The sequence below is a fragment of the Streptococcus mitis genome, assembly GCF_003942765.1.
Classification (GTDB): domain Bacteria; phylum Bacillota; class Bacilli; order Lactobacillales; family Streptococcaceae; genus Streptococcus; species Streptococcus mitis_BE.
This window is the reverse complement of the sequence record NZ_RJNW01000001.1, coordinates 569,517-589,286: the sequence shown is the minus strand read 5'-3', so window position 1 is coordinate 589,286 and position 19,770 is coordinate 569,517. Positions and strand designations below refer to the sequence as shown.

Annotated in this window: 21 protein-coding genes and 2 pseudogenes; 19 read left to right on the top strand and 4 right to left on the bottom strand. The window is 40.9% G+C overall.

Features of this window, described 5'->3' with window-relative positions; genetic code table 11:
* The first annotated feature begins 43 nt into the window (after window positions 1-43).
* From D8849_RS03180 to D8849_RS03085, 19 genes and pseudogenes are all read left to right on the top strand, one after another.
* Window positions 44-1,081 (top strand): M42 family metallopeptidase, encoded by a 1,038-nt coding sequence (locus D8849_RS03180; protein WP_125386176.1) that lies wholly within the window; start codon window positions 44-46, stop codon window positions 1,079-1,081.
* A gap of 1 nt (window position 1,082) precedes the next feature.
* Window positions 1,083-1,553, top strand: coding sequence for an HIT family protein (locus tag D8849_RS03175; protein ID WP_125386175.1), 471 nt, complete (start codon window positions 1,083-1,085; stop codon window positions 1,551-1,553).
* Window positions 1,554-1,555: 2 nt separating this feature from the next.
* Entirely contained in the window at window positions 1,556-2,272 is a 717-nt protein-coding gene (gene ldcB / locus D8849_RS03170) for an LD-carboxypeptidase LdcB/DacB (protein WP_125386174.1), read from the top strand.
* Window positions 2,273-2,394: 122 nt separating this feature from the next.
* A complete protein-coding gene (gene rplK, locus D8849_RS03165) occupies window positions 2,395-2,820 on the top strand; it encodes a 50S ribosomal protein L11 (protein WP_001085807.1) in 426 nt (141 codons plus the stop codon).
* Window positions 2,821-2,917: 97 nt separating this feature from the next.
* Window positions 2,918-3,607: a 50S ribosomal protein L1 gene (gene rplA, locus D8849_RS03160; protein WP_001085675.1), complete on the top strand. Its 690-nt coding sequence runs from the start codon at window positions 2,918-2,920 to the stop codon at window positions 3,605-3,607.
* Window positions 3,608-4,094: 487 nt separating this feature from the next.
* On the top strand, window positions 4,095-4,853 hold the full coding sequence (locus D8849_RS03155) for a class I SAM-dependent methyltransferase (RefSeq protein ID WP_125386173.1): 759 nt from the start codon (window positions 4,095-4,097) through the stop codon (window positions 4,851-4,853).
* Between the two features lie 86 nt (window positions 4,854-4,939).
* A complete protein-coding gene (locus tag D8849_RS03150; RefSeq protein ID WP_001049318.1) occupies window positions 4,940-5,452 on the top strand; it encodes an adenine phosphoribosyltransferase in 513 nt (170 codons plus the stop codon).
* Window positions 5,453-5,634: 182 nt separating this feature from the next.
* Window positions 5,635-6,579, top strand: coding sequence for a homoserine O-acetyltransferase MetA (gene metA / locus D8849_RS03145; RefSeq protein WP_049492384.1), 945 nt, complete (start codon window positions 5,635-5,637; stop codon window positions 6,577-6,579).
* An 8-nt stretch (window positions 6,580-6,587) separates the two neighbouring features.
* Window positions 6,588-7,265 carry a DnaD domain-containing protein gene (locus D8849_RS03140; protein WP_125386172.1) on the top strand — a complete coding sequence of 226 codons (678 nt, stop codon included), beginning with the start codon at window positions 6,588-6,590 and terminating at the stop codon, window positions 7,263-7,265.
* A gap of 97 nt (window positions 7,266-7,362) precedes the next feature.
* A complete protein-coding gene (tpiA, locus tag D8849_RS03135; protein WP_000087893.1) occupies window positions 7,363-8,121 on the top strand; it encodes a triose-phosphate isomerase in 759 nt (252 codons plus the stop codon).
* Window positions 8,122-8,196: 75 nt separating this feature from the next.
* Window positions 8,197-8,608: pseudogene (locus D8849_RS03130) on the top strand (ATP-binding cassette domain-containing protein); the annotation flags it as partial.
* 151 nt (window positions 8,609-8,759) lie between these two features.
* The gene (locus D8849_RS03125) at window positions 8,760-9,278 is read left to right on the top strand and encodes a Dps family protein (protein WP_125386171.1); all 519 of its coding nucleotides are present in this window, start codon (window positions 8,760-8,762) and stop codon (window positions 9,276-9,278) included.
* A 207-nt stretch (window positions 9,279-9,485) separates the two neighbouring features.
* The gene (locus D8849_RS03115; protein ID WP_001061596.1) at window positions 9,486-9,824 is read left to right on the top strand and encodes a zinc ribbon domain-containing protein YjdM; all 339 of its coding nucleotides are present in this window, start codon (window positions 9,486-9,488) and stop codon (window positions 9,822-9,824) included.
* 2 nt (window positions 9,825-9,826) lie between these two features.
* Window positions 9,827-10,456 (top strand): Pr6Pr family membrane protein, encoded by a 630-nt coding sequence (locus D8849_RS03110; protein WP_049492375.1) that lies wholly within the window; start codon window positions 9,827-9,829, stop codon window positions 10,454-10,456.
* Between the two features lie 121 nt (window positions 10,457-10,577).
* On the top strand, window positions 10,578-11,729 hold the full coding sequence (locus tag D8849_RS03105; RefSeq protein ID WP_000808691.1) for an MFS transporter: 1,152 nt from the start codon (window positions 10,578-10,580) through the stop codon (window positions 11,727-11,729).
* A gap of 99 nt (window positions 11,730-11,828) precedes the next feature.
* Window positions 11,829-12,578 carry a tRNA pseudouridine(38-40) synthase TruA gene (gene truA / locus D8849_RS03100; RefSeq protein WP_125386170.1) on the top strand — a complete coding sequence of 250 codons (750 nt, stop codon included), beginning with the start codon at window positions 11,829-11,831 and terminating at the stop codon, window positions 12,576-12,578.
* Window positions 12,568-13,341 carry a bifunctional hydroxymethylpyrimidine kinase/phosphomethylpyrimidine kinase gene (locus D8849_RS03095; protein WP_125386169.1) on the top strand — a complete coding sequence of 258 codons (774 nt, stop codon included), beginning with the start codon at window positions 12,568-12,570 and terminating at the stop codon, window positions 13,339-13,341. The genes truA and D8849_RS03095 overlap by 11 nt, the downstream gene beginning before the upstream one ends.
* Entirely contained in the window at window positions 13,319-13,789 is a 471-nt protein-coding gene (locus tag D8849_RS03090) for an ECF transporter S component (protein ID WP_125386168.1), read from the top strand. Before D8849_RS03095 ends, D8849_RS03090 begins: the two co-directional genes overlap by 23 nt.
* Before the next feature lie 99 nt (window positions 13,790-13,888).
* Window positions 13,889-14,797 (top strand): annotated as a pseudogene (locus D8849_RS03085) (IS30 family transposase).
* Between the two features lie 62 nt (window positions 14,798-14,859).
* Here D8849_RS03085 and D8849_RS03080 read toward each other — a convergent pair.
* The 4 genes from D8849_RS03080 to D8849_RS03065 all read right to left on the bottom strand — a co-directional run bounded on the left by D8849_RS03080 (window position 14,860) and on the right by D8849_RS03065 (window position 19,609).
* Window positions 14,860-15,942: a M24 family metallopeptidase gene (locus tag D8849_RS03080; protein WP_125386167.1), complete on the bottom strand. Its 1,083-nt coding sequence runs from the start codon at window positions 15,940-15,942 to the stop codon at window positions 14,860-14,862.
* A 126-nt stretch (window positions 15,943-16,068) separates the two neighbouring features.
* Entirely contained in the window at window positions 16,069-16,851 is a 783-nt protein-coding gene (gatD, locus tag D8849_RS03075; protein WP_125386166.1) for a lipid II isoglutaminyl synthase subunit GatD, read from the bottom strand.
* Entirely contained in the window at window positions 16,851-18,194 is a 1,344-nt protein-coding gene (gene murT, locus D8849_RS03070; protein ID WP_125386165.1) for a lipid II isoglutaminyl synthase subunit MurT, read from the bottom strand. Before murT ends, gatD begins: the two co-directional genes overlap by 1 nt.
* A 98-nt stretch (window positions 18,195-18,292) precedes the next feature.
* Complete coding sequence (locus D8849_RS03065) at window positions 18,293-19,609, bottom strand: FAD-containing oxidoreductase (RefSeq protein ID WP_125386164.1); 1,317 nt, start codon at window positions 19,607-19,609, stop codon at window positions 18,293-18,295.
* Window positions 19,610-19,770: the final 161 nt, after the last annotated feature.

The window sequence follows — 19,770 nt, the reverse complement described above, 5'->3', positions numbered from 1 at the left end:
CGATGATAAATGTGTTATAATAGGTAGCAAAAGAGGTGAAGAAATGAATCAAACAGTAGAATATATCAAAGAACTGACAGCCATTGCGTCGCCAACGGGCTTCACTCGGGAGATTTCGGACTATTTAGTCAAGACTCTAGAAGGTTTTGGTTACCAGCCGGTTCGCACAGCTAAGGGTGGTGTCAATGTGACCATTAAAGGTCAAAATGATGAAGAGCATCGCTATGTGACTGCCCATATGGATACGCTGGGGGCCATTGTCCGTGCTGTCAAACCAGACGGCCGTCTCAAAATGGACCGTATCGGTGGTTTTCCTTGGAACATGATTGAAGGTGAAAACTGTACCGTTCATGTGGCTAGCACAGGTCAAAAAGTATCAGGAACCATCCTCATCCACCAAACTTCTTGCCATGTCTATAAGGATGCAGGAACTGCAGAACGCACGCAGGATAATATGGAAGTGCGTTTGGACGCCAAAGTAACCAGTGAAAAAGAAACTCGTGCTCTTGGTATTGAGGTCGGTGATTTTATCAGCTTTGATCCACGAACCGTCGTGACAGAGACAGGTTTTATCAAGTCTCGTCATTTGGACGATAAGGTCAGCGCAGCGATTTTGCTTAACTTGCTTCGTGGTTATAAGGAAGAGAAGATTGAATTGCCCGTAACAACACATTTTGCTTTTTCAGTCTTTGAAGAAGTGGGGCATGGGGCTAATTCTAATATTCCTGCTCAGGTGGTAGAATATCTGGCTGTGGATATGGGAGCTATGGGAGATGATCAGCAAACAGACGAATATACAGTGTCTATCTGTGTCAAGGATGCTTCTGGACCTTATCATTATGACTTCCGGCAACACTTGGTTGCTTTGGCTAAAGAGCAAGATATTCCATTTAAGCTGGATATCTATCCGTTTTATGGTTCAGACGCTTCAGCGGCTATGTCTGCAGGTGCAGAAGTTAAACATGCCCTTCTCGGTGCTGGTATCGAGTCTAGCCATTCTTATGAGCGTACTCATATTGACTCGGTGGTCGCAACGGAGCGTATGGTTGATGCTTATCTTAAGAGCGCATTGGTAGACTAATATGTGTTTGATTTGCCAGAGAATTGAGCTCATCAAGAAGGGAGCAAATCCCTATTTTGTCAAAGAGTTGGAAACAGGCTATCTTGTGGTTGGAGACCACCAGTATTTTGCAGGCTATAGTCTCTTTTTAGCTAAGGAACACGTCACCGAATTGCACCATTTGAAAAAGGAGACAAGACTCCGTTTTCTAGAAGAAATGAGTGTGGTCCAAGAGGCGGTTGCTAAGACCTTTGCTGCTGAGAAAATGAATATCGAACTGCTAGGAAATGGCGATGCCCATCTTCATTGGCATCTGTTCCCTAGACGAAGAGGTGACATGAATGGTCATGGTCTCAAGGGACGTGGTCCAGTCTGGTGGGTTCCCTTTGAAGAAATGACAGCAGAAACCTGCCAAGCAAAACCGGATGAGATTAAAAGATTAGTCAAACGTTTATCGTTAGAAGTAGATAAACTATTAGAAATAAAGGAGTAGAAATGAAAAAAAGATACCTAGTCTTGACAGCCTTGCTAGCCTTGAGTCTAGCAGCTTGTTCACAAGAAAAAGCAAAAAATGAAGATGGCGCAGCTAAGACAGAACAAACAGCTAAAGCTGATGGAACAGTCGGAAGCAAGTCTCAAGGAGCTGCTCAGCAAAAAGCAGAAGTGGTTAATAAAGGAGACTACTACAGCATCCAAGGGAAATACGATGAAATCATCGTAGCCAATAAACATTATCCATTGTCTAAAGATTATAATCCAGGGGAAAATCCAACAGCCAAGGCCGAGTTGGTCAAACTCATCAAAGCGATGCAAGAGGCAGGCTTCCCAATTAGTGATCAATACAGTGGTTTTAGAAGTTACGAGACTCAGACTAACCTCTATCAAGATTATGTCAATAAAGATGGAAAGGCTGCAGCAGACCGTTACTCTGCCCGCCCTGGCTATAGCGAGCACCAGACAGGCTTGGCCTTTGATGTGATTGGAACAAATGGTGATTTGGTGACAGAAGAAAAAGCGGCCCAATGGCTCTTGGACCATGCGGCTGATTATGGTTTTGTTGTCCGTTATCTTAAAGGTAAGGAAAAGGAAACAGGCTATATGGCTGAGGAATGGCACCTTCGTTATGTAGGAAAAGAGGCTAAAGAGATTGCAGCTAGTGGCCTCAGTTTGGAAGAGTATTTCGGCTTTGAAGGTGGAGATTACGTCGATTAAAAAATAAACTTTTTCCTTGCAATTCCAGATAAATAGTGTATAATAGATGAGTATGTGTAAAGCATACTTGTGGGAGGTAAAAATCTTTAATTACCGCCAAAACCACAAAGGAGGATTTAAAAATGGCTAAAAAAGTCGAAAAACTTGTAAAATTGCAAATCCCTGCTGGTAAAGCTACACCAGCTCCACCGGTTGGACCTGCTCTTGGTCAAGCTGGTATCAACATCATGGGATTCACAAAAGAGTTCAACGCTCGTACAGCTGACCAAGCTGGTATGATCATTCCAGTTGTTATCTCAGTTTACGAAGATAAATCATTTACTTTCATCACTAAAACACCACCAGCTGCTGTTCTTTTGAAAAAAGCTGCAGGTGTTGAAAAAGGATCAGGTACACCTAACAAAACTAAAGTTGCTACAGTTACTCGTGCACAAGTACAAGAAATTGCAGAAACTAAGATGCCAGATTTGAACGCAGCAAACGTAGAGTCTGCAATGCGTATGATCGAAGGTACTGCTCGTTCTATGGGATTCACTGTTGTTGACTAATCAATAACACCCCCAATATAACCCGCAAGACTTCATCATTTCGAGAAGTGACGTGGGAGATGAAAATCGATTGAACCACTTACAAGGAGAATAGAAAATGGCTAAAAAAAGCAAACAACTTCGTGCTGCTCTTGAGAAAATCGACAGCACAAAAGCATACAGCGTAGAAGAAGCTGTAGCACTTGCAAAAGAAACTAACTTTGCAAAATTTGACGCAACTGTAGAAGTTGCTTACAACTTGAACATCGACGTTAAAAAAGCTGACCAACAAATCCGTGGAGCAATGGTATTGCCAAACGGTACTGGTAAAACTTCACGCGTTCTTGTTTTCGCACGTGGTGCAAAAGCTGAAGAAGCAAAAGCTGCTGGTGCAGACTTTGTTGGTGAAGATGACCTTGTTGCTAAAATCAACGACGGTTGGTTGGACTTCGACGTAGTTATCGCTACACCTGACATGATGGCTCTTGTTGGACGTCTTGGACGTGTCCTTGGGCCACGTAACTTGATGCCAAACCCTAAAACTGGTACTGTAACAATGGATGTTGCTAAAGCAGTTGAAGAGTCTAAAGGTGGTAAAATCACTTACCGTGCTGACCGTGCAGGTAACGTTCAAGCAATCATCGGTAAAGTATCATTTGAGGCTGAAAAATTGGTTGAAAACTTCAAAGCTTTCAACGAAACAATCCAAAAAGCAAAACCAGCTACAGCTAAAGGAACTTACGTAACAAACTTGACTATTACAACTACTCAAGGTGTTGGTATCAAAGTTGACGTAAACTCACTTTAATCAGTAGTTTATATCAGAGAACGAGTACGAAAGTGCTCGTTTTTTTAGGTACGACGGGCATTCCGTTCATCTGAGGTGTAAGTCCTCTGTGGCTACTATATACTAGTAAACCCAAAAGTGATTCCCAAACCTGACTATTGTGAGTAGCTGTTCGAACAGCATTAGGATAGACTGTTTAAGTCTGACGTTGGAAATAAGAATCGGCAGAGAAAGAGATAGAGAAATCTTGGTTATATGAATAGGCACGTGATAGTAAAGCGTATATAGCGGAAAGTGAGGCCAGCAACTCTAAAGTACAAATATGTAGTCGTAACCGATATGCGTAAACTACATGAGCAATTGAATTCGATCTAGAGAGGTGATTAATAGATTTTTGCTATAATCATGGCAGACTGTATGCGTTTGATTATAGTTCATCAAAAAATAGATTAGAATTGTTAGATAATATTATTTTATGTTATAATGAAGAAAAAATAGAGGTGTTTAAATGTCAGAAGCAGGTCATAAGTTTTTAGCAAAATTGGGGAAAAAACGCTTACGTCCAGGTGGAAAACGTGCCACAGATTGGTTAATTGCGGAAGGAGGATTTTCAAAAGAAAAGAGAATATTAGAGGTTGCGTGTAATAGGGGAACTACAGCAATTGAGTTGGCACAGCGTTTTGGTTGTAAGATAACTGCTGTTGATATGGATGGACAAGCCTTAGAAGTGGCTAAAAAATCTGCTGAAACGGCAGGTGTTGCTCATTTAATCAGTTTTGAAAGAGCTAATGCAATGAAACTTCCTTATGAAGATGCTAGTTTTGATATTGTTATAAATGAAGCTATGCTGACTATGCAAGCCGATCAAGCTAAGAAAAAATGTGTAATGGAATATCTAAGGGTTTTAAAACCTGAAGGTCTTCTTTTGACACATGATGTGCTTCTTAAGGAAGCTAAAGAGTCTGTCAGACAGGAACTGTCACAAGCAATTCATGTAAATGTAGGCCCTTTAACTCAAGATGGTTGGGAGCAAGTGATGATAGAATCAGGTTATCGTGATGTGAAAGTATTGACTGGGGAAATGACATTAATGAAATTATCAGGTATGATTTATGACGAAGGTTGGCTAGGAACTTTGAAAATTTGCGTAAATGCTTGTAAAAAGGAGAATAGAAAGCAGTTTTTAACTATGTATAAAATGTTTGCTAAGAATAAACAGAAATTGGGTTTTATTGCGATGGCTAGTTATAAATCGTCAAATCGTTAGATAATTATTGAAGTTAACTTTTCCTTTTTTCTTTCTTAAAAAATATGCTATAATAGAGAGTAAAAAACTTTGAAAGAAAGAAAAAGATGAATTTAAAAGATTACATTGCAACAATTGAAAATTATCCGAAGGAAGGAATTACCTTCCGTGATATCAGTCCTTTGATGGCTGATGGAAATGCTTATAGCTATGCTGTTCGTGAAATCGTTCAATATGCTACTGACAAGAAAATCGACATGATCGTAGGGCCTGAGGCTCGTGGTTTTATCGTGGGCTGTCCAGTTGCCTTTGAGTTGGGAATTGGTTTTGCACCTGTTCGTAAGCCAGGTAAATTGCCACGCGAAGTTATTTCTGCTGACTATGAAAAAGAGTACGGGGTTGATACCTTAACTATGCATGCTGATGCCATTAAGCCAGGTCAACGTGTTCTTATCGTGGATGACCTCTTGGCAACAGGTGGAACTGTTAAGGCAACTATCGAGATGATTGAAAAACTTGGTGGTGTTGTAGCAGGTTGTGCCTTCCTTGTTGAATTGGATGAATTGAACGGTCGTGAAAAAATCGGTGACTACGATTACAAAGTTCTTATGCATTATTAATGAAAAACAGTCCCTAGGGCTGTTTTCTCTACATTAGGATATAAAAATAGACTATAGCTAGTTAGAGAAAAACTATAATTGAAAACTATATCTTCTTACAGTATAATAAAGGAAACAAGTGTTTACATTTTAACTCTAAACACAAGCAATTATTCCTGAAAGAGTACAGTTAGGAGAGGGTTATGCCTATTCGAATTGATAAAAAATTGCCAGCTGTTGAGATTTTACGGACAGAGAATATCTTTGTCATGGATGATCAACGTGCGGCCCACCAAGATATTCGTCCCTTGAAGATTTTAATTTTAAATCTCATGCCACAAAAAATGGTCACAGAGACTCAATTGTTGCGCCACTTGGCTAATACGCCCCTGCAACTGGATATTGATTTTCTCTATATGGAGAGTCACCGTTCTAAAACAACTCGTTCAGAGCACATGGAGACCTTTTATAAAACTTTTCCTGAAGTCAAGGATGAGTATTTTGATGGGATGATTATCACAGGTGCTCCAGTTGAGCATTTACCATTTGAGGAAGTGGACTATTGGGAGGAATTCAGTCAGGTAATCGAGTGGTCCAAGACCCATGTCTATTCGACTCTTCATATCTGTTGGGGGGCTCAGGCTGGTCTTTATTTGCGCTATGGGGTGGAAAAATACCAGATGGACAGTAAGTTATCAGGTATTTATCCTCAGGATACTTTAAAGGAAGGTCATCTTCTCTTTAGAGGCTTTGACGATAGCTATGTATCCCCTCATTCTCGGCACACGGAGATTTCTAAGGAAGAAATCTTAAACAAAACCAATCTTGAAATTTTATCAGAAGGACCTCAGGTTGGAGTTTCTATTTTGGCCAGTCGTGATTTGCGAGAAATTTATAGTTTTGGGCATTTGGAATATGACCGTGATACCTTGGCAAAAGAGTATTTTAGGGACCGTGATGCAGGTTTAGACCCACATATTCCAGAAAATTACTTTAAGGATGATGATGTCAACCAGACACCTTGTCTTTGTTGGTCTTCATCAGCAGCCCTCTTTTTCAGTAACTGGGTGAATTATGCCGTCTATCAGGAAACCCCTTTTGACTGGAGAAAAATAGAAGATGATGCATCTGCTTTTGGGTATTTATAAGAGGAATTATGACATATTTAGACGCTTTTAAATCAGGGAACTTGGTTTTACCGAGTGCCCTGCTCTTGCATTTTAAGGAACTCTTTCCTTCTAGCGACGATTTTCTGGTCTGGCAATTTTTCTATTTGCAAAATACGACAGGCTTGGATGAAATGTCGCCAAGCCAGATTGCTGAAAGGATTGGCAAGGAGATTTCGGATGTCAATCAGGCCATTTCCAATCTGACGGAGAGGGGACTGCTTCAGTATCGAACCATCGAATTAAATGGTGAAATCGAATTGCTTTTTGATGCTAGTTTAGCTTTGGAACGTTTGGATGACTTGTTTGGAGTTGCTCATTCGAATTCAGATCAGTTGACACCTCAAAATCAACTCAAGGATTTGGTGGAAACCTTCCAACAGGAGTTGGGGCGCTTGTTGACGCCTTTTGAGATTGAGGATTTGACCAAGACACTAAAGGAAGATGGGACCAGTGCTGACTTGATTAAGGAGGCTCTTCGTGAAGCTGTTTTGAATGGAAAACCAAACTGGAAGTACATTCAGGCGATTTTAAGAAACTGGCGCCATGAAGGCATCAAAAGTGTGGCTCAAGTGGAGGCTAAACGAGCAGAGAGAGAAGCAAGCAATCCTCAGTTGACACAGGTATCTGCAGATTTCAGAAATGCTATGGATCTTTGGAAAGATTAATCGTTGGAAGCAGGCTTGAAATCCGAGTAAGATTTGCAAGCTGTGTATAATTGTGATAAAATAAGTAGAAAATAAATTGAAAAAAGAGGTATGTGAAATGTCACGTAAACCATTTATCGCTGGTAACTGGAAAATGAATAAAAATCCAGAAGAAGCTAAAGCATTCGTTGAAGCAGTTGCATCAAAACTTCCTTCATCAGATCTTGTTGAAGCAGGTATCGCAGCTCCAGCTCTTGATTTGACAACTGTTCTTGCTGCTGCAAAAGGTTCAAACCTTAAAGTTGCTGCTCAAAACTGCTACTTTGAAAATGCAGGTGCTTTCACTGGTGAAACAAGCCCACAAGTTTTGAAAGAAATCGGTACTGACTACGTTGTGATCGGTCACTCAGAACGCCGTGACTACTTCCATGAAACTGACGAAGATATCAACAAAAAAGCAAAAGCAATCTTTGCAAATGGTATGCTTCCAATCATCTGTTGTGGTGAGTCACTTGAAACTTACGAAGCTGGTAAAGCAGCTGAATTCGTAGGTGCTCAAGTATCTGCTGCATTGGCTGGATTGACTGCTGAACAAGTTGCTGCATCAGTTATCGCTTACGAGCCAATCTGGGCTATCGGTACTGGTAAATCAGCTTCACAAGACGACGCACAAAAAATGTGTAAAGTTGTTCGTGACGTTGTAGCTGCTGACTTCGGTCAAGAAGTTGCAGACAAAGTTCGTGTTCAATACGGTGGTTCTGTTAAACCTGAAAACGTTGCTTCATACATGGCTTGCCCAGACGTTGATGGTGCCCTTGTTGGTGGTGCCTCACTTGAAGCTGAAAGTTTCTTGGCATTGCTTGACTTTGTAAAATAATCGACTCTTTATTAACATTATTTGGTTGAAGAAAAGCTAAAATCGAGAAAGGACAAATATCGTCCTTTCTTTTTTGCTATTAAAGCGGTTAATGTAGACCATTTTATTCGAACTCTTCCTGATGGTTATAACATGGAGATGAAGCAAGACTCCAGCAATATTTCCCTCGGGCAAAAACAACTGTTGACCATCGCGCTTGCTATTCTAGCTAATCCTAAAATTCTCATTTTGGATGAAGCGACTTCCTCTATTGATACCCGTTTGGAACTCTTGATTCAAAAAGCTATGAAACGGTTGATGAAAGGAAGGAACAGTTTTGTCATCGCCCGCTGTCTCTCGACCATTCAAGAAGCAAATGAGATTCTCGTTCTTAAGGATGGACAGATTATTGAGTAGGGAAATCACGAAAGTGTACTCCAAGCGAAAGGTTTTTTATTATGATCTTTACCATAGTCAATTTTCAAGTAAATCTTATAAAGTGAGCTAATCAGAACTAACTAAACTTTTCTTAAATTATCAGTCTATTGCAACTTTTCTCATGTGAGTCATTTGGCTTGCTATTAGTTTTACTTAGTAGTATACTAAGGTAGTAATCATTAAGAAGTGGTTACAAATAATAATGAATGAGGTAAAATAAAATGGTAGAATTGAAAAAAGAAGCAGTAAAAGACGTAACATCATTGACAAAAGCAGCGCCAGTAGCATTGGCAAAAACAAAGGAAGTCTTGAACCAAGCTGTTGCTGATTTGTATGTAGCTCACGTTGCTTTGCACCAAGTGCACTGGTACATGCGTGGTCGTGGTTTCCTTGTATGGCATCCAAAAATGGATGAGTATATGGAAGCTCTTGATGGTCAATTGGATGAAATCAGTGAGCGTTTGATCACACTTGGTGGCAGCCCATTCTCTACATTGACAGAATTCCTTCAAAACAGTGAAATCGAAGAAGAAGTTGGAGAGTTCCGCAATGTAGAAGAAAGTTTGGAACGTGTCCTTGAAATTTATCGTTACCTCATCACTCTGTTCCAAAAAGCTTTGGATGTTACTGATGAAGAAGGTGATGATGTGACAAACGATATCTTTGTTGGTGCTAAAGCTGAACTTGAGAAAACGGTTTGGATGCTTGCAGCAGAACTTGGACAAGCACCTGGTTTGTAAGATAAATGCATCCCTTTCTATCATGAGTTTCTGTATCACTACTCATGATAAACTATCTTTTAAAAATCATGTAGCACACAAAGTTACATGATTTTTTCTTTGCTTCTCCGGCGACTCATTTGTCAAAATGCTGATTTTAGGGTATAATAGTTGCTGTTCGAGAAATTTTGATTTTCAAAGAATAGTGAATGATGATAAGGAGAAACCATGAACAACCTACCAAATTGCCCAAAATGTAACTCAGAGTATGTCTACGAAGACGGTGCCCTACTGGTTTGCCCAGAGTGTGCTTATGAGTGGAATCCTGCTGAAGTTGCAGATGTAGAAGAGGGTCTTGTTGCTATCGATGCCAACGGGAATAAATTGGCTGATGGTGATACTGTAACCCTCATCAAGGACTTGAAAGTAAAAGGTGCGCCAAAAGATTTGAAACAAGGGACGCGCGTGAAAAATATCCGTATCGTAGAAGGCGACCACAATATCGACTGTAAAATTGATGGTTTTGGTGCCATGAAACTCAAATCTGAGTTTGTGAAGAAAATTTAAGCATGTCAAAGCACTACAAACTTGTATTTTATAGCCGTATCTTCTTGTTTCTAGCGGCTTTTACGGGAGTTTATCTTGAAATCGCCAAGCATGGTGGCTTTGGGATGCTTCTCTACTATACGGTTCTGTCCAACCTTTTAGTCGCGATTTTTACGCTCTATCTCCTAAAGGTTATGAGCCGTTTAGGTGAAGACTGGCAAAGACCAAGTCTTTTGCGCTTAAAAGGTGGAGTCACCATGAGTATCATGATTACCTGTGTGATTTACCATTTCCTATTAGCGCCTATTGCGACTAATTTCTATACCCTAGAAAATTTCCTTTGCCACTATATCGTTCCCCTCTGGTTTTTAGCAGATACTCTCTTTTTTGACAAACAGGGTCAATACAAGATTTGGGATCCAGTTGTGTGGACGATTTTACCCTTGCTTTATATGATTTTTGCTCTTTTTAATGGCTTGGTACTGAAACTTGATGTTCCTAATTCTAAGGTCAGTCCCTTCCCTTACTTCTTTTTGAATGTGAACAAGGGGTGGGATGTCGTGTTCAAGTGGTGTCTGATTATCTTTGTTGCCTATATGGTGGCAGGATTTATCTTCTACTTTATCAAGCAAATCAAGAGAAAGTCATCCTAAGATACAAGGTATTCATTTTCGAGTTTAAGAAGGAGTCTGTACACCAAAGAGGCTTCTTCTTTTCTTGCTTGAGAATTATCAACAGAGAAAGATATTAAGAGAAAATATAGAAAGAGATTTCATGAAACAATTTTTAGAACGGGCCAGTATTTTGGCTCTCTCCCTCGTTTTGATTACATCCTTTTCCATCTCGAGTGCCCTGCCAGCCATGTTTGACTATTATCAAGGCTATCCTAAGGAACAAATTGAGCTCTTGGCGAGCTTGCCTTCTTTCGGGATCATGATTATGTTACTACTAAATGGTTTCTTAGAAAAAATATTTCCTGAGCGCTTACAGATTAGTCTGGGCTTGCTGATTTTATCACTCAGCGGGACGGCTCCCTTCTGGTATCAAGCCTACCCCTTTGTTTTTGGAACACGGATTCTTTTTGGTTTGGGTGTTGGGATGATCAATGCTAAGGCCATTTCCATTATCAGTGAACGTTATCAAGGAAAAACGCGAATTCAGATGCTAGGGTTACGCGGTTCTGCAGAGGTCGTTGGGGCTTCTCTCATTACCTTGGCAGTCGGCCAGTTGTTGGCCTTTGGTTGGACAGCTACCTTCCTAGCCTATAGTGCTGGATTTTTGGTGCTGACCCTTTATCTGCTCTTTGTCCCTTATGGAAAAGAAAAGAAAGAAGTCAAGAAAAAAGAGAAAGAAGCAAGTCGCTTAACTCGGGAAATGAAAGGTTTGATTTTTATCCTAGCTATCGAAGCGGCGGTTGTAGTTTGTACCAATACGGCTATTACTATTCGTATTCCAAGTTTGATGGTGGAAAGAGGACTTGGAGATGCCCAGTTATCTAGTTTTGTTCTTAGTGTCATGCAGTTGATCGGGATTGTGGCTGGTGTGAGTTTCTCTTTCTTGATTTCTATCTTTAAAGAGAAATTGCTTCTCTGGTCCGGTATTACCTTTGGTTTGGGGCAAATTGTAATTGCTTTGTCTCCATCCTTGTGGGTGGTAGTGGCAGGAAGCATTCTGGCTGGTTTTGCCTACAGTGTAGCCTTGACGACAGTTTTTCAACTTGTCTCTGAAAGAATTCCAGCTAAACTCCTCAATCAAGCAACTTCATTTGCTGTATTAGGCTGTAGTTTCGGAGCCTTTACGACACCATTCGTTCTAAGTGCAATTGGCTTATTAACTCACAATGGGATGCTGGTCTTTACAATTTTGGGAGTTTGGTTGATTGTAACTTCTATCTTTGTCATGCACCTACTTCAAAAGAGAGCTTAGGATTGGTTCCTAAGTTTTTCCTTTTTAGAATTTTTGTACCCATACAGTATTTATTTTAGGACCTTGTCTACAGACTAATTTCTTGATAAAATGGAAGTTATGACAAGATATAAAGCAACTATCTCCTATGACGGTTACGCCTTTGCTGGTTTTCAACGCCAGCCCCATGCGCGGAGCGTTCAGGAGGAAATTGAAAAAACCTTGACGAGACTCAATAAAGGGAAAGCAATCACTGTTCACGGTGCTGGTAGGACTGATAGTGGGGTTCATGCTTTGGGACAGGTCATTCATTTTGACCTGCCCCATCAGATGGATGAGGAGAAGCTCCGTTTTGCCTTGGACACCCAATCCCCTGAAGATATTGATGTGATTTCGATTGAGCTCGTGGCAGATGATTTTCATTGCCGTTATGTAAAACATAGCAAGACCTATGAGTTTATCGTGGATAGAGGACGTCCTAAAAATCCTATGCGCCGTCACTATGCTACTCATTTTCCCTATCCGCTTGACGTGGAACGCATGCAGATTGCAATCAAAAAGCTAGAGGGCACCCACGATTTCACAGGCTTTACAGCCTCTGGAACCAGTGTGGAGGATAAGGTTCGCACCATCACAGAAGCTAGTCTCAGGGTTGATGAGACAGGCCAGTTTTTGACTTTTACCTTTTCAGGAAATGGTTTCTTGTATAAACAGATTCGCAATATGGTGGGGACGCTGCTCAAAATCGGAAATAATCGTATGCCAGTGGAGCAGATTGACCTGATTTTGGAGAAGAAGGACAGGCAACTTGCAGGTCCCACTGCAGCACCAAATGGTTTGTATTTAAAGGAGATTCATTATGAAGAATAATCGTATTTTAGCACTTTCTGGAAATGACATTTTTAGTGGTGGTGGTTTGTCAGCAGATTTGGCAACCTATACATTGAACGGCTTGCATGGCTTTGTAGCAGTGACTTGCTTGACAGCCTTGACAGAAAAAGGATTTGAAGTCTTTCCAACTGACGATACCATTTTTCAACATGAATTAGATAGCTTGCGTGATGTCGAGTTTGGGGGAATTAAGATTGGTCTTCTACCAACTGTCAGCGTAGCTGAGAAGGCTTTGGACTTTATCAAACAACACCCAGGAGTGCCTGTGGTTCTGGACCCTGTCTTGGTCTGCAAGGAAACGCACGACGTAGCAGTTAGTGAACTCTGCCAAGAGTTGATTCGCTTTTTCCCTTATGTCAGTGTGATTACGCCTAATCTTCCTGAAGCAGAATTACTAGCAGATCAAGAGATTAAAACCCTTGAAGATATGAAAACTGCAGCACAGAAATTGCATGACTTAGGAGCGCCAGCAGTCATTATCAAGGGAGGCAATCGCCTTAGTCAGGACAAGGCTGTAGATGTCTTTTATGATGGACAGAACTTTACAGTCTTAGAAAATCCTGTCATCCAAGGGCAAAATGCTGGTGCAGGTTGTACCTTTGCCTCCAGCATTACCAGTCATCTAGTCAAAGGTGATGAACTTTTACCAGCAGTAGAAAGCTCTAAGGCTTTCGTTTACCGTGCCATTGCACAAGCAGATCAGTATGGAGTAAGACAATATGAAGCAAACCAAAACAACTAAAATCGCCCTTGTATCTCTATTAACCGCCCTCTCTGTGGTTCTAGGTTATTTCTTAAAAATTCCAACACCGACAGGCATTCTAACTCTTTTAGATGCTGGTGTCTTCTTTGCTGCCTTTTACTTTGGTAGTCGCGAAGGGGCTGTAGTCGGAGGACTAGCAGGTTTCTTGATTGACCTCTTATCAGGCTACCCTCAGTGGATGTTCTTTAGCTTGGTCAATCATGGTTTGCAGGGATTTTTCGCAGGATTTAAAGGAAAAACTCAGTGGTTAGGCCTTATCTTAGCAACAATTGCCATGGTAGGGGGTTACGCCTTGGGTTCTACATTGATGAATGGCTGGGCTGCAGCTCTACCAGAAATCCTACCAAATTTCATGCAAAATACCTTGGGAATGGTTGTGGGGTTTGTAGTCTTTCAGAGTGTTAAGAAGATAAAACCCAATTTGTAAAATTAAGCTAGTCAGAAAAAGTCATCTATGTAAGGCTCAGATAAACTACCACATTTGTCTGAAAGGAACTATACACATCTTACTACAAACGAACTTGTAATGATAGAGGCTTACTACAAAGAAAGTCTAAAAGTTACAGATATTGTAAAAGCTCTTGGAAGATCAAAACAGACAACCTACAATGTGCTCAACTATCTGAAAGAGGAGCACTCTGCTTATGATTACTATAAGCGATATAAAGTCAATAAGAAACGCTGTGCCAGGAATAAAACAAGTCTTACGCAAGCATAAAAAGACTTTATTCAAACTCATTTAGATCTAAGCTGGAGCCTTGATGTCATTAAGGGAGTTTATTCAGATAGGATTTCTTGTTCTATGAGAACTCTCTATCAACTAGCAGACCGTGGTATTTTCAAGAAAGAGAACCTCCCCTGGAAAGGCAAAAGAAAACCAAATGGTCATAGCGAAAAACGAGGAAAACAAGCGTTGCGCAGTGATTTACGTGAGAGAGCAGACAGTTATCCTAATTTTGAGTCGAAATTAGGTCATCTAGAAGGGGATACAATTGTGGGAGAAAAACACAAAAGTGCAGTCATTACCTTAGTAGAACGCCTCTCAAAAGCCATCATCACACTGAAAACCAATGGACGGAAAGCAAGTGATATTGAGGCCTCCATCAATCAATGGTTGTCTCAAGTTCCCAGTCATCTCTTTAAGTCGATAACGTTTGATTGTGGGAAAGAATTTTCTAATTGGAAATCTATTTCGAATGCACTTGACATTGATATTTTCTTTGCGGATCCAGGATGTCCTGGTCAACGAGATCTCAATGAACATTCTAATGGCTTATTAAGACGAAATGGATTACCGAAACAAATGGATTTTACTAATATTTCTCAAAATTATTTATCAGCTATAGCTGATAAAAGAAATAGAATTCCTAGAAAATCATTGAATTATCAATCACCCTACCAAGTTTTTCTGAGTTACTTGAAAACTCTAGCTTAATTTGACAATTTAGGAAATAAAAAAGTCAGCTATTTGAGCTGACTTTTTGCTTGTCTCTATGTTTAATCAAAATAAAGCAAGTCTTTGCTGGTGCTTGTAAAGAGGTCGAAGCCATCCTTGGTAACAACACCACAGTCTTCGATACGGACACCGACTTTACCAGGGATATAGATACCTGGTTCAACAGAGAAGCACATTCCTTCTTCGATGACCATGTCGTTTCCTTCCATGATAGATGGGAATTCATGGACATCCATACCGATACCGTGACCGAGACGGTGGTTGAAGTATTCACCGTAACCAGCTTTTTCGATGACCTCACGGGCAGCGCGGTCCACTTCATGGGCAGTCACACCTGGTTTGATAAAGTCAAGAGCAGCTTGTTGGGCTTCAAGAGTCAAGTTATAAATGTCTTTCTTGAAATGGTCTGGTTTACCAACAGCGACTGTACGAGTCATATCTGAAGCATAGCCGTTGACCAGAACACCGAGGTCAAAGAGGAGAAGAGAATCATTTTCAACCTTATTAGATGCTGGAATACCGTGTGGATTTGCAGCATTATCACCAGTCAAGACCATGGTATCAAAACTCATTTCATAGCCTTCACGTTTCATGGCAAAGTCAATTTGGGCAATAATATCTGTCTCAGTCTTATCAAGAGAAATATTGTCAAAACCAACCTTAACAGCTTTGTCTGCATAGAGACCTGCAACCATCATTTTTTGCACTTCGTCAGCTGATTTGATGAGGCGCATGCGTTGGATACGAGGTGTGATGTTTTCAAACTCAGCAGTTTCAAAGACTATTTTCAAGCCATGATATTTGGTCAAGATGAGATTGTCAAACTCAACAGCGACACGTTTGAAGTCAAGTTGTGGAAGAGCATGTTTCATTTTTTGCCATGGATTTTCAGAATCCACATAGCCCACAACTGGGAAGGAAACAGTACTAGTAGCACGCTCAACTTCAAGGGCTGGGACAAAGAGGAGGGGTTCTTGATCTGCTAGGACAAAAAGGAACATTTGGCGTTCATGGGGATCACTGTAAAAGCCAGTGAGGTAATTGATTGTGACGGGGTCAGATACGACAGCGACGTCTAGTTTTTCTGATTCAAGATATGTTACGATTTGTTGTAATTTAGACATATGCTACCTTCTTTCTACCCCTCTATTTTGGCAAAAAAAGTGAGAAAATGCAAGGGAGAAGGGTAAAAGGAAAGACAAAAAGAACTCCGACAATATGTGGAGTTCTTTTATATAATTCCCATTTGTTTAAGAAAAGTCAGCCTTGCTTTTGACATCACTGTATTCTTCAGCGATTTCTTGGCTGAGAATATCTTCATAGGCAGGGAGTTGGATGTCCTGACCATATTTCTTCTTGAGGGCAGTAGTGACTAGGCGATAAGCTAGATTGGCATTACGAGAGAGGATAGGTCCGTGGAAGTAGGAACCAAAGACATTCTTATAATGAACCCCTTCGCCGACTTTTTCTTCGTTATTTCCATTTCCATAGACAACCTGTCCCAGCGGTTTTTGGTCATCTGAGAGGAAGGTACGGCCCTGATGATTTTCAAATCCATAGTAGGTTTCATTGAAATCTTCATTATGAATCTTGATGTCACCGATAAAACGGTTATTGGTCTGGTTGAGGGTGTAGTGGCCCATGACCCCTAGTCCTTCGATACGTCTCCCTGAAGCTTCAACATAATATTGCCCCAATAGTTGGAAACCACCACAGATAGCCAGAACCACACCGTCGTTTTGGATGTAGTTGTCAATGCTCTCTTTTTTAGCAGGTAGGTCGTCTGCAATAATACTTTGTTCAAAGTCTTGACCGCCACCGAAAAAGGCGATGTCGTAGTGATTTTCGTCAAAGTCATCATGGAGAGAAACGATGTCAACGGTCACATGGGCTCCCAGCTTTTCAGCCACATACTTGAGCATGAGGATGTTTCCATTGTCCCCGTAGGTATTCATGAGGTTTCCATAGAGGTGGGCAATGTTGAGCTGATAGGGGTAATTGCCAGCTTTTGAGGAAAGTGAAGTATAAACCATTAGTTCATCTCCTTTCTAACAATCTGACGACTAGCCAGCAATTCGCGGAATTCCAGCATAGCAGTATAGGTAGCCAGGATATAGGCATGCTTGCAGTCTTGGTTCTCAATGGTCTTAAGAACTTGTTCTAGATTGCTTGTTTCAGTGATTTTATCAGCTGGATAGCCTGTCACTCGGAGACGACGTGCAATTTCAGAATGGCGAACACCGCCAGCGTTGATTTCAGGAATGTCCATGTCAGTGATTTGTTCAAAATCAGCATCCCAGATCCAGCTAGTGTCAATTCCATCTGCATAGTTGGCATTGAGGAGGACAGATAGGCTAAATGGATAAGGTGCTAGTTTAATCATTTCGATAGCTTGGGTCGCACCGACTGGATTTTTAATCAAGACAAGAGTACATTCTTTGTCACCGATATGGAAGGTTTCTTGGCGTCCAAAGACAGCACGGCTCTTATCAAATCCTTGCTTGATTAGTTGTGAGTCTGCACCAAGGAAACGGGCGATGGCAACCGCAGCTAGGGCGTTGTAGATATTGTAGAGACCACCGATTTGAATACCGTATTCTTGTCCGTCAATGACAAAGCGAGAGCGATTGTTGGTTAACTCTACCAATTCTGTTAAGCGATAGTCGAGATCAGGACGTTTACATCCGCAACCTTCACAGATATAGGCACCCAAGTTTGCATAGGTATTATGCTCATATTTGAGGATTCCTTGGCAGTCAGGACAGAGAATCCCTTCGGTATTATAGTGAGCCAGCTGGGCTGGACCTTTCTCCAAGTCAAAACCAAAATACTCTACAGGATTTGGAATAGCTGGCTTGTAGAAAAGAGGACTGTCACCATTTAGGAGAACAGTAGCCGTAGGTACCTTACGAATAGCATCCAAAATCATCTTGTAAGTAGTGTAAATCTCACCATAGCGGTCCATCTGGTCACGGAAGATATTCGTGATAACAAATAAGCTTGGCTGGATATAGTCACAGATACGAGATAGACTGGCTTCGTCAATCTCTAGGACGGCAATATTTTTCCCAGTTTTAGAAGATTTGGCTGTTAAGAAGGTTGTCGCAATTCCTGTAATCATGTTGGCACCGCTTGGGTTGGTCAGAACTTGACCATAAACCTCTTTTAAAATGCCGACAGTGAGGGCAGTTGTCAAGGTTTTTCCATTGGTTCCAGTGACCACGACAATCTCGTAGTTCTTAGCTAGGTTTTGTAAAATATCTTTATCAAATTGAAGGGCAAGTTTTCCTGGGAGCGTACTTCCACGGCCAAGACGGCTTAAAATGAAGTGGGAAGAACGCCCAGCTAGGAGGCCCAAAGTAGTTTTTAATTTCATGTTTCTATTATATCATAAAAGAGGGAAAAGACAGATTTGAGGTTCCGCAGAAGTAAAAACAGCCCGAAGAGGGCTGTTCGATATGATTAAATCTAAATTTAAATCGCAAACAAGTCATTCAAGTTCTCAGCCAAGGTTGGGTGAGTGAAGATTTGTTTTGTGAAGTAAGTGTAAGGAATCTTGTTGTCCATAGCAACAGTGATGATGTTGATGATTTCTTGAGAACCTTCTGAGAAGATGCTTGCTCCAAGAATTTCTTTTGTTTCAGTATTCACAACAGCTTTGAAAGCTCCACGAAGGTCTCCATTTACGTGACCACGAGGCATTGTTGCAACAGGGATTTCCTTAACAGCGTATGGAAGTTTCAAATCAGCTGCTTGGCTTTCAGTCAAACCTACTTGTGAAAGTGCAGGTGTGATAAACATGGTGTTCGGTACATTGAGACGGTCTTCAAGTGTGTAGCTTCCATCACCAGCAAGGTAACTGTAAACAACACGGAAGTCATCAAGTGAAATATAAGTAAATTGAGGGCCACCGTTGACATCTCCAACTGCAAAGACACCAGGAACGTTTGTTTGACAATGTTTGTCTACTTTAATAGCACCACGTTCAGTTAGTTCAATGTCTGTATTTTCAAGTTGAAGTGGTTCTACGTTGGGTTTACGTCCAGTTGAGTAGAGAAGGGCGTCGAAACGGTAAGTTTCGTTTTCAGTTACGAGGAGCACTTGGTCACCATCGTTTTTGATTTCAGTAGTGCGGATATTTTGAAGCAATTCAATACCGTCTTCTTCCATGTATTGCTTAGCAAGAGCTGCGATGGAAGGTTCTGCACGAGGTAGGAAAGTGTCCAAGGCATCTAGAACTGTAACCTTGCTTCCAAGTTTGTTGTAAAGACCAGCAAATTCAAGACCGATATTTCCTCCACCAAGAACTCCAAGTTTTTCAGGCAATTTGTCCAAGTTTTGGATACCTGTTGAGTCAAAGACGTTTTTGCTTGTAGCAAGTCCAGGGATTGGCAAGACGTTTGAAACAGCACCAGTGTTGATGACGATTGTTTCAGCGGTTAGTTCTTTCTTTTCATCACCAGCTTGGATTTCGATGACTTTATTTGAAAGGAAGTGAGCTTCCGCATCAAAGATATCGACACCTGTACCAGCAACAGTCGCATAGTTTTTACCGTTTAGACGACCAGTGATAGTGTTTTTGGTAGCAATGACTTCTTCAAAAGACAAGTCTTTCTCAGCAGCAACTAGCAAAGTTTTAGTTGGGATACAACCAATGTTGATACAAGTTCCACCGTACATAGCTTTGCTACGTTCAATGAGGGCAACTTTTTTGCCAGCTGAAGCCAATTTACCAGCTAGTGTTTTACCAGCTTTACCAAATCCGATAACGATTAAATCATAAGTTAACATTTAGAGTTCCTCCTTTTCGACTTTCATTCTAGCACAAGAAAAAAACTTTTGCACAATTCTGCTACGAAAAAGACAGAAAAGCTAAAAACGCTTTCCAGACAAAAAAATAGTAATTTTTTGACAAGCTTGATAAACTAAAATCCTATCTATTTTTATATAAG

Coding starts and splice junctions, on each gene's coding strand:
- gatD (WP_125386166.1), bottom strand. CDS start 16,851: ATGGTTTATACTTCACTTTCCTCAAAAGCTGGCAATTACCCCTATCAG.
- D8849_RS03125 (WP_125386171.1), top strand. CDS start 8,760: ATGGTAGAATTGAAAAAAGAAGCAGTAAAAGACGTAACATCATTGACA.
- D8849_RS03090 (WP_125386168.1), top strand. CDS start 13,319: ATGAAGCAAACCAAAACAACTAAAATCGCCCTTGTATCTCTATTAACC.
- D8849_RS03155 (WP_125386173.1), top strand. CDS start 4,095: ATGTCAGAAGCAGGTCATAAGTTTTTAGCAAAATTGGGGAAAAAACGC.
- truA (WP_125386170.1), top strand. CDS start 11,829: ATGACAAGATATAAAGCAACTATCTCCTATGACGGTTACGCCTTTGCT.
- rplA (WP_001085675.1), top strand. CDS start 2,918: ATGGCTAAAAAAAGCAAACAACTTCGTGCTGCTCTTGAGAAAATCGAC.
- D8849_RS03110 (WP_049492375.1), top strand. CDS start 9,827: ATGTCAAAGCACTACAAACTTGTATTTTATAGCCGTATCTTCTTGTTT.
- D8849_RS03140 (WP_125386172.1), top strand. CDS start 6,588: ATGACATATTTAGACGCTTTTAAATCAGGGAACTTGGTTTTACCGAGT.
- D8849_RS03180 (WP_125386176.1), top strand. CDS start 44: ATGAATCAAACAGTAGAATATATCAAAGAACTGACAGCCATTGCGTCG.
- D8849_RS03115 (WP_001061596.1), top strand. CDS start 9,486: ATGAACAACCTACCAAATTGCCCAAAATGTAACTCAGAGTATGTCTAC.
- D8849_RS03105 (WP_000808691.1), top strand. CDS start 10,578: ATGAAACAATTTTTAGAACGGGCCAGTATTTTGGCTCTCTCCCTCGTT.
- D8849_RS03080 (WP_125386167.1), bottom strand. CDS start 15,942: ATGTCTAAATTACAACAAATCGTAACATATCTTGAATCAGAAAAACTA.
- tpiA (WP_000087893.1), top strand. CDS start 7,363: ATGTCACGTAAACCATTTATCGCTGGTAACTGGAAAATGAATAAAAAT.
- ldcB (WP_125386174.1), top strand. CDS start 1,556: ATGAAAAAAAGATACCTAGTCTTGACAGCCTTGCTAGCCTTGAGTCTA.
- murT (WP_125386165.1), bottom strand. CDS start 18,194: ATGAAATTAAAAACTACTTTGGGCCTCCTAGCTGGGCGTTCTTCCCAC.
- D8849_RS03175 (WP_125386175.1), top strand. CDS start 1,083: ATGTGTTTGATTTGCCAGAGAATTGAGCTCATCAAGAAGGGAGCAAAT.
- metA (WP_049492384.1), top strand. CDS start 5,635: ATGCCTATTCGAATTGATAAAAAATTGCCAGCTGTTGAGATTTTACGG.
- D8849_RS03095 (WP_125386169.1), top strand. CDS start 12,568: ATGAAGAATAATCGTATTTTAGCACTTTCTGGAAATGACATTTTTAGT.
- rplK (WP_001085807.1), top strand. CDS start 2,395: ATGGCTAAAAAAGTCGAAAAACTTGTAAAATTGCAAATCCCTGCTGGT.
- D8849_RS03065 (WP_125386164.1), bottom strand. CDS start 19,609: ATGTTAACTTATGATTTAATCGTTATCGGATTTGGTAAAGCTGGTAAA.
- D8849_RS03150 (WP_001049318.1), top strand. CDS start 4,940: ATGAATTTAAAAGATTACATTGCAACAATTGAAAATTATCCGAAGGAA.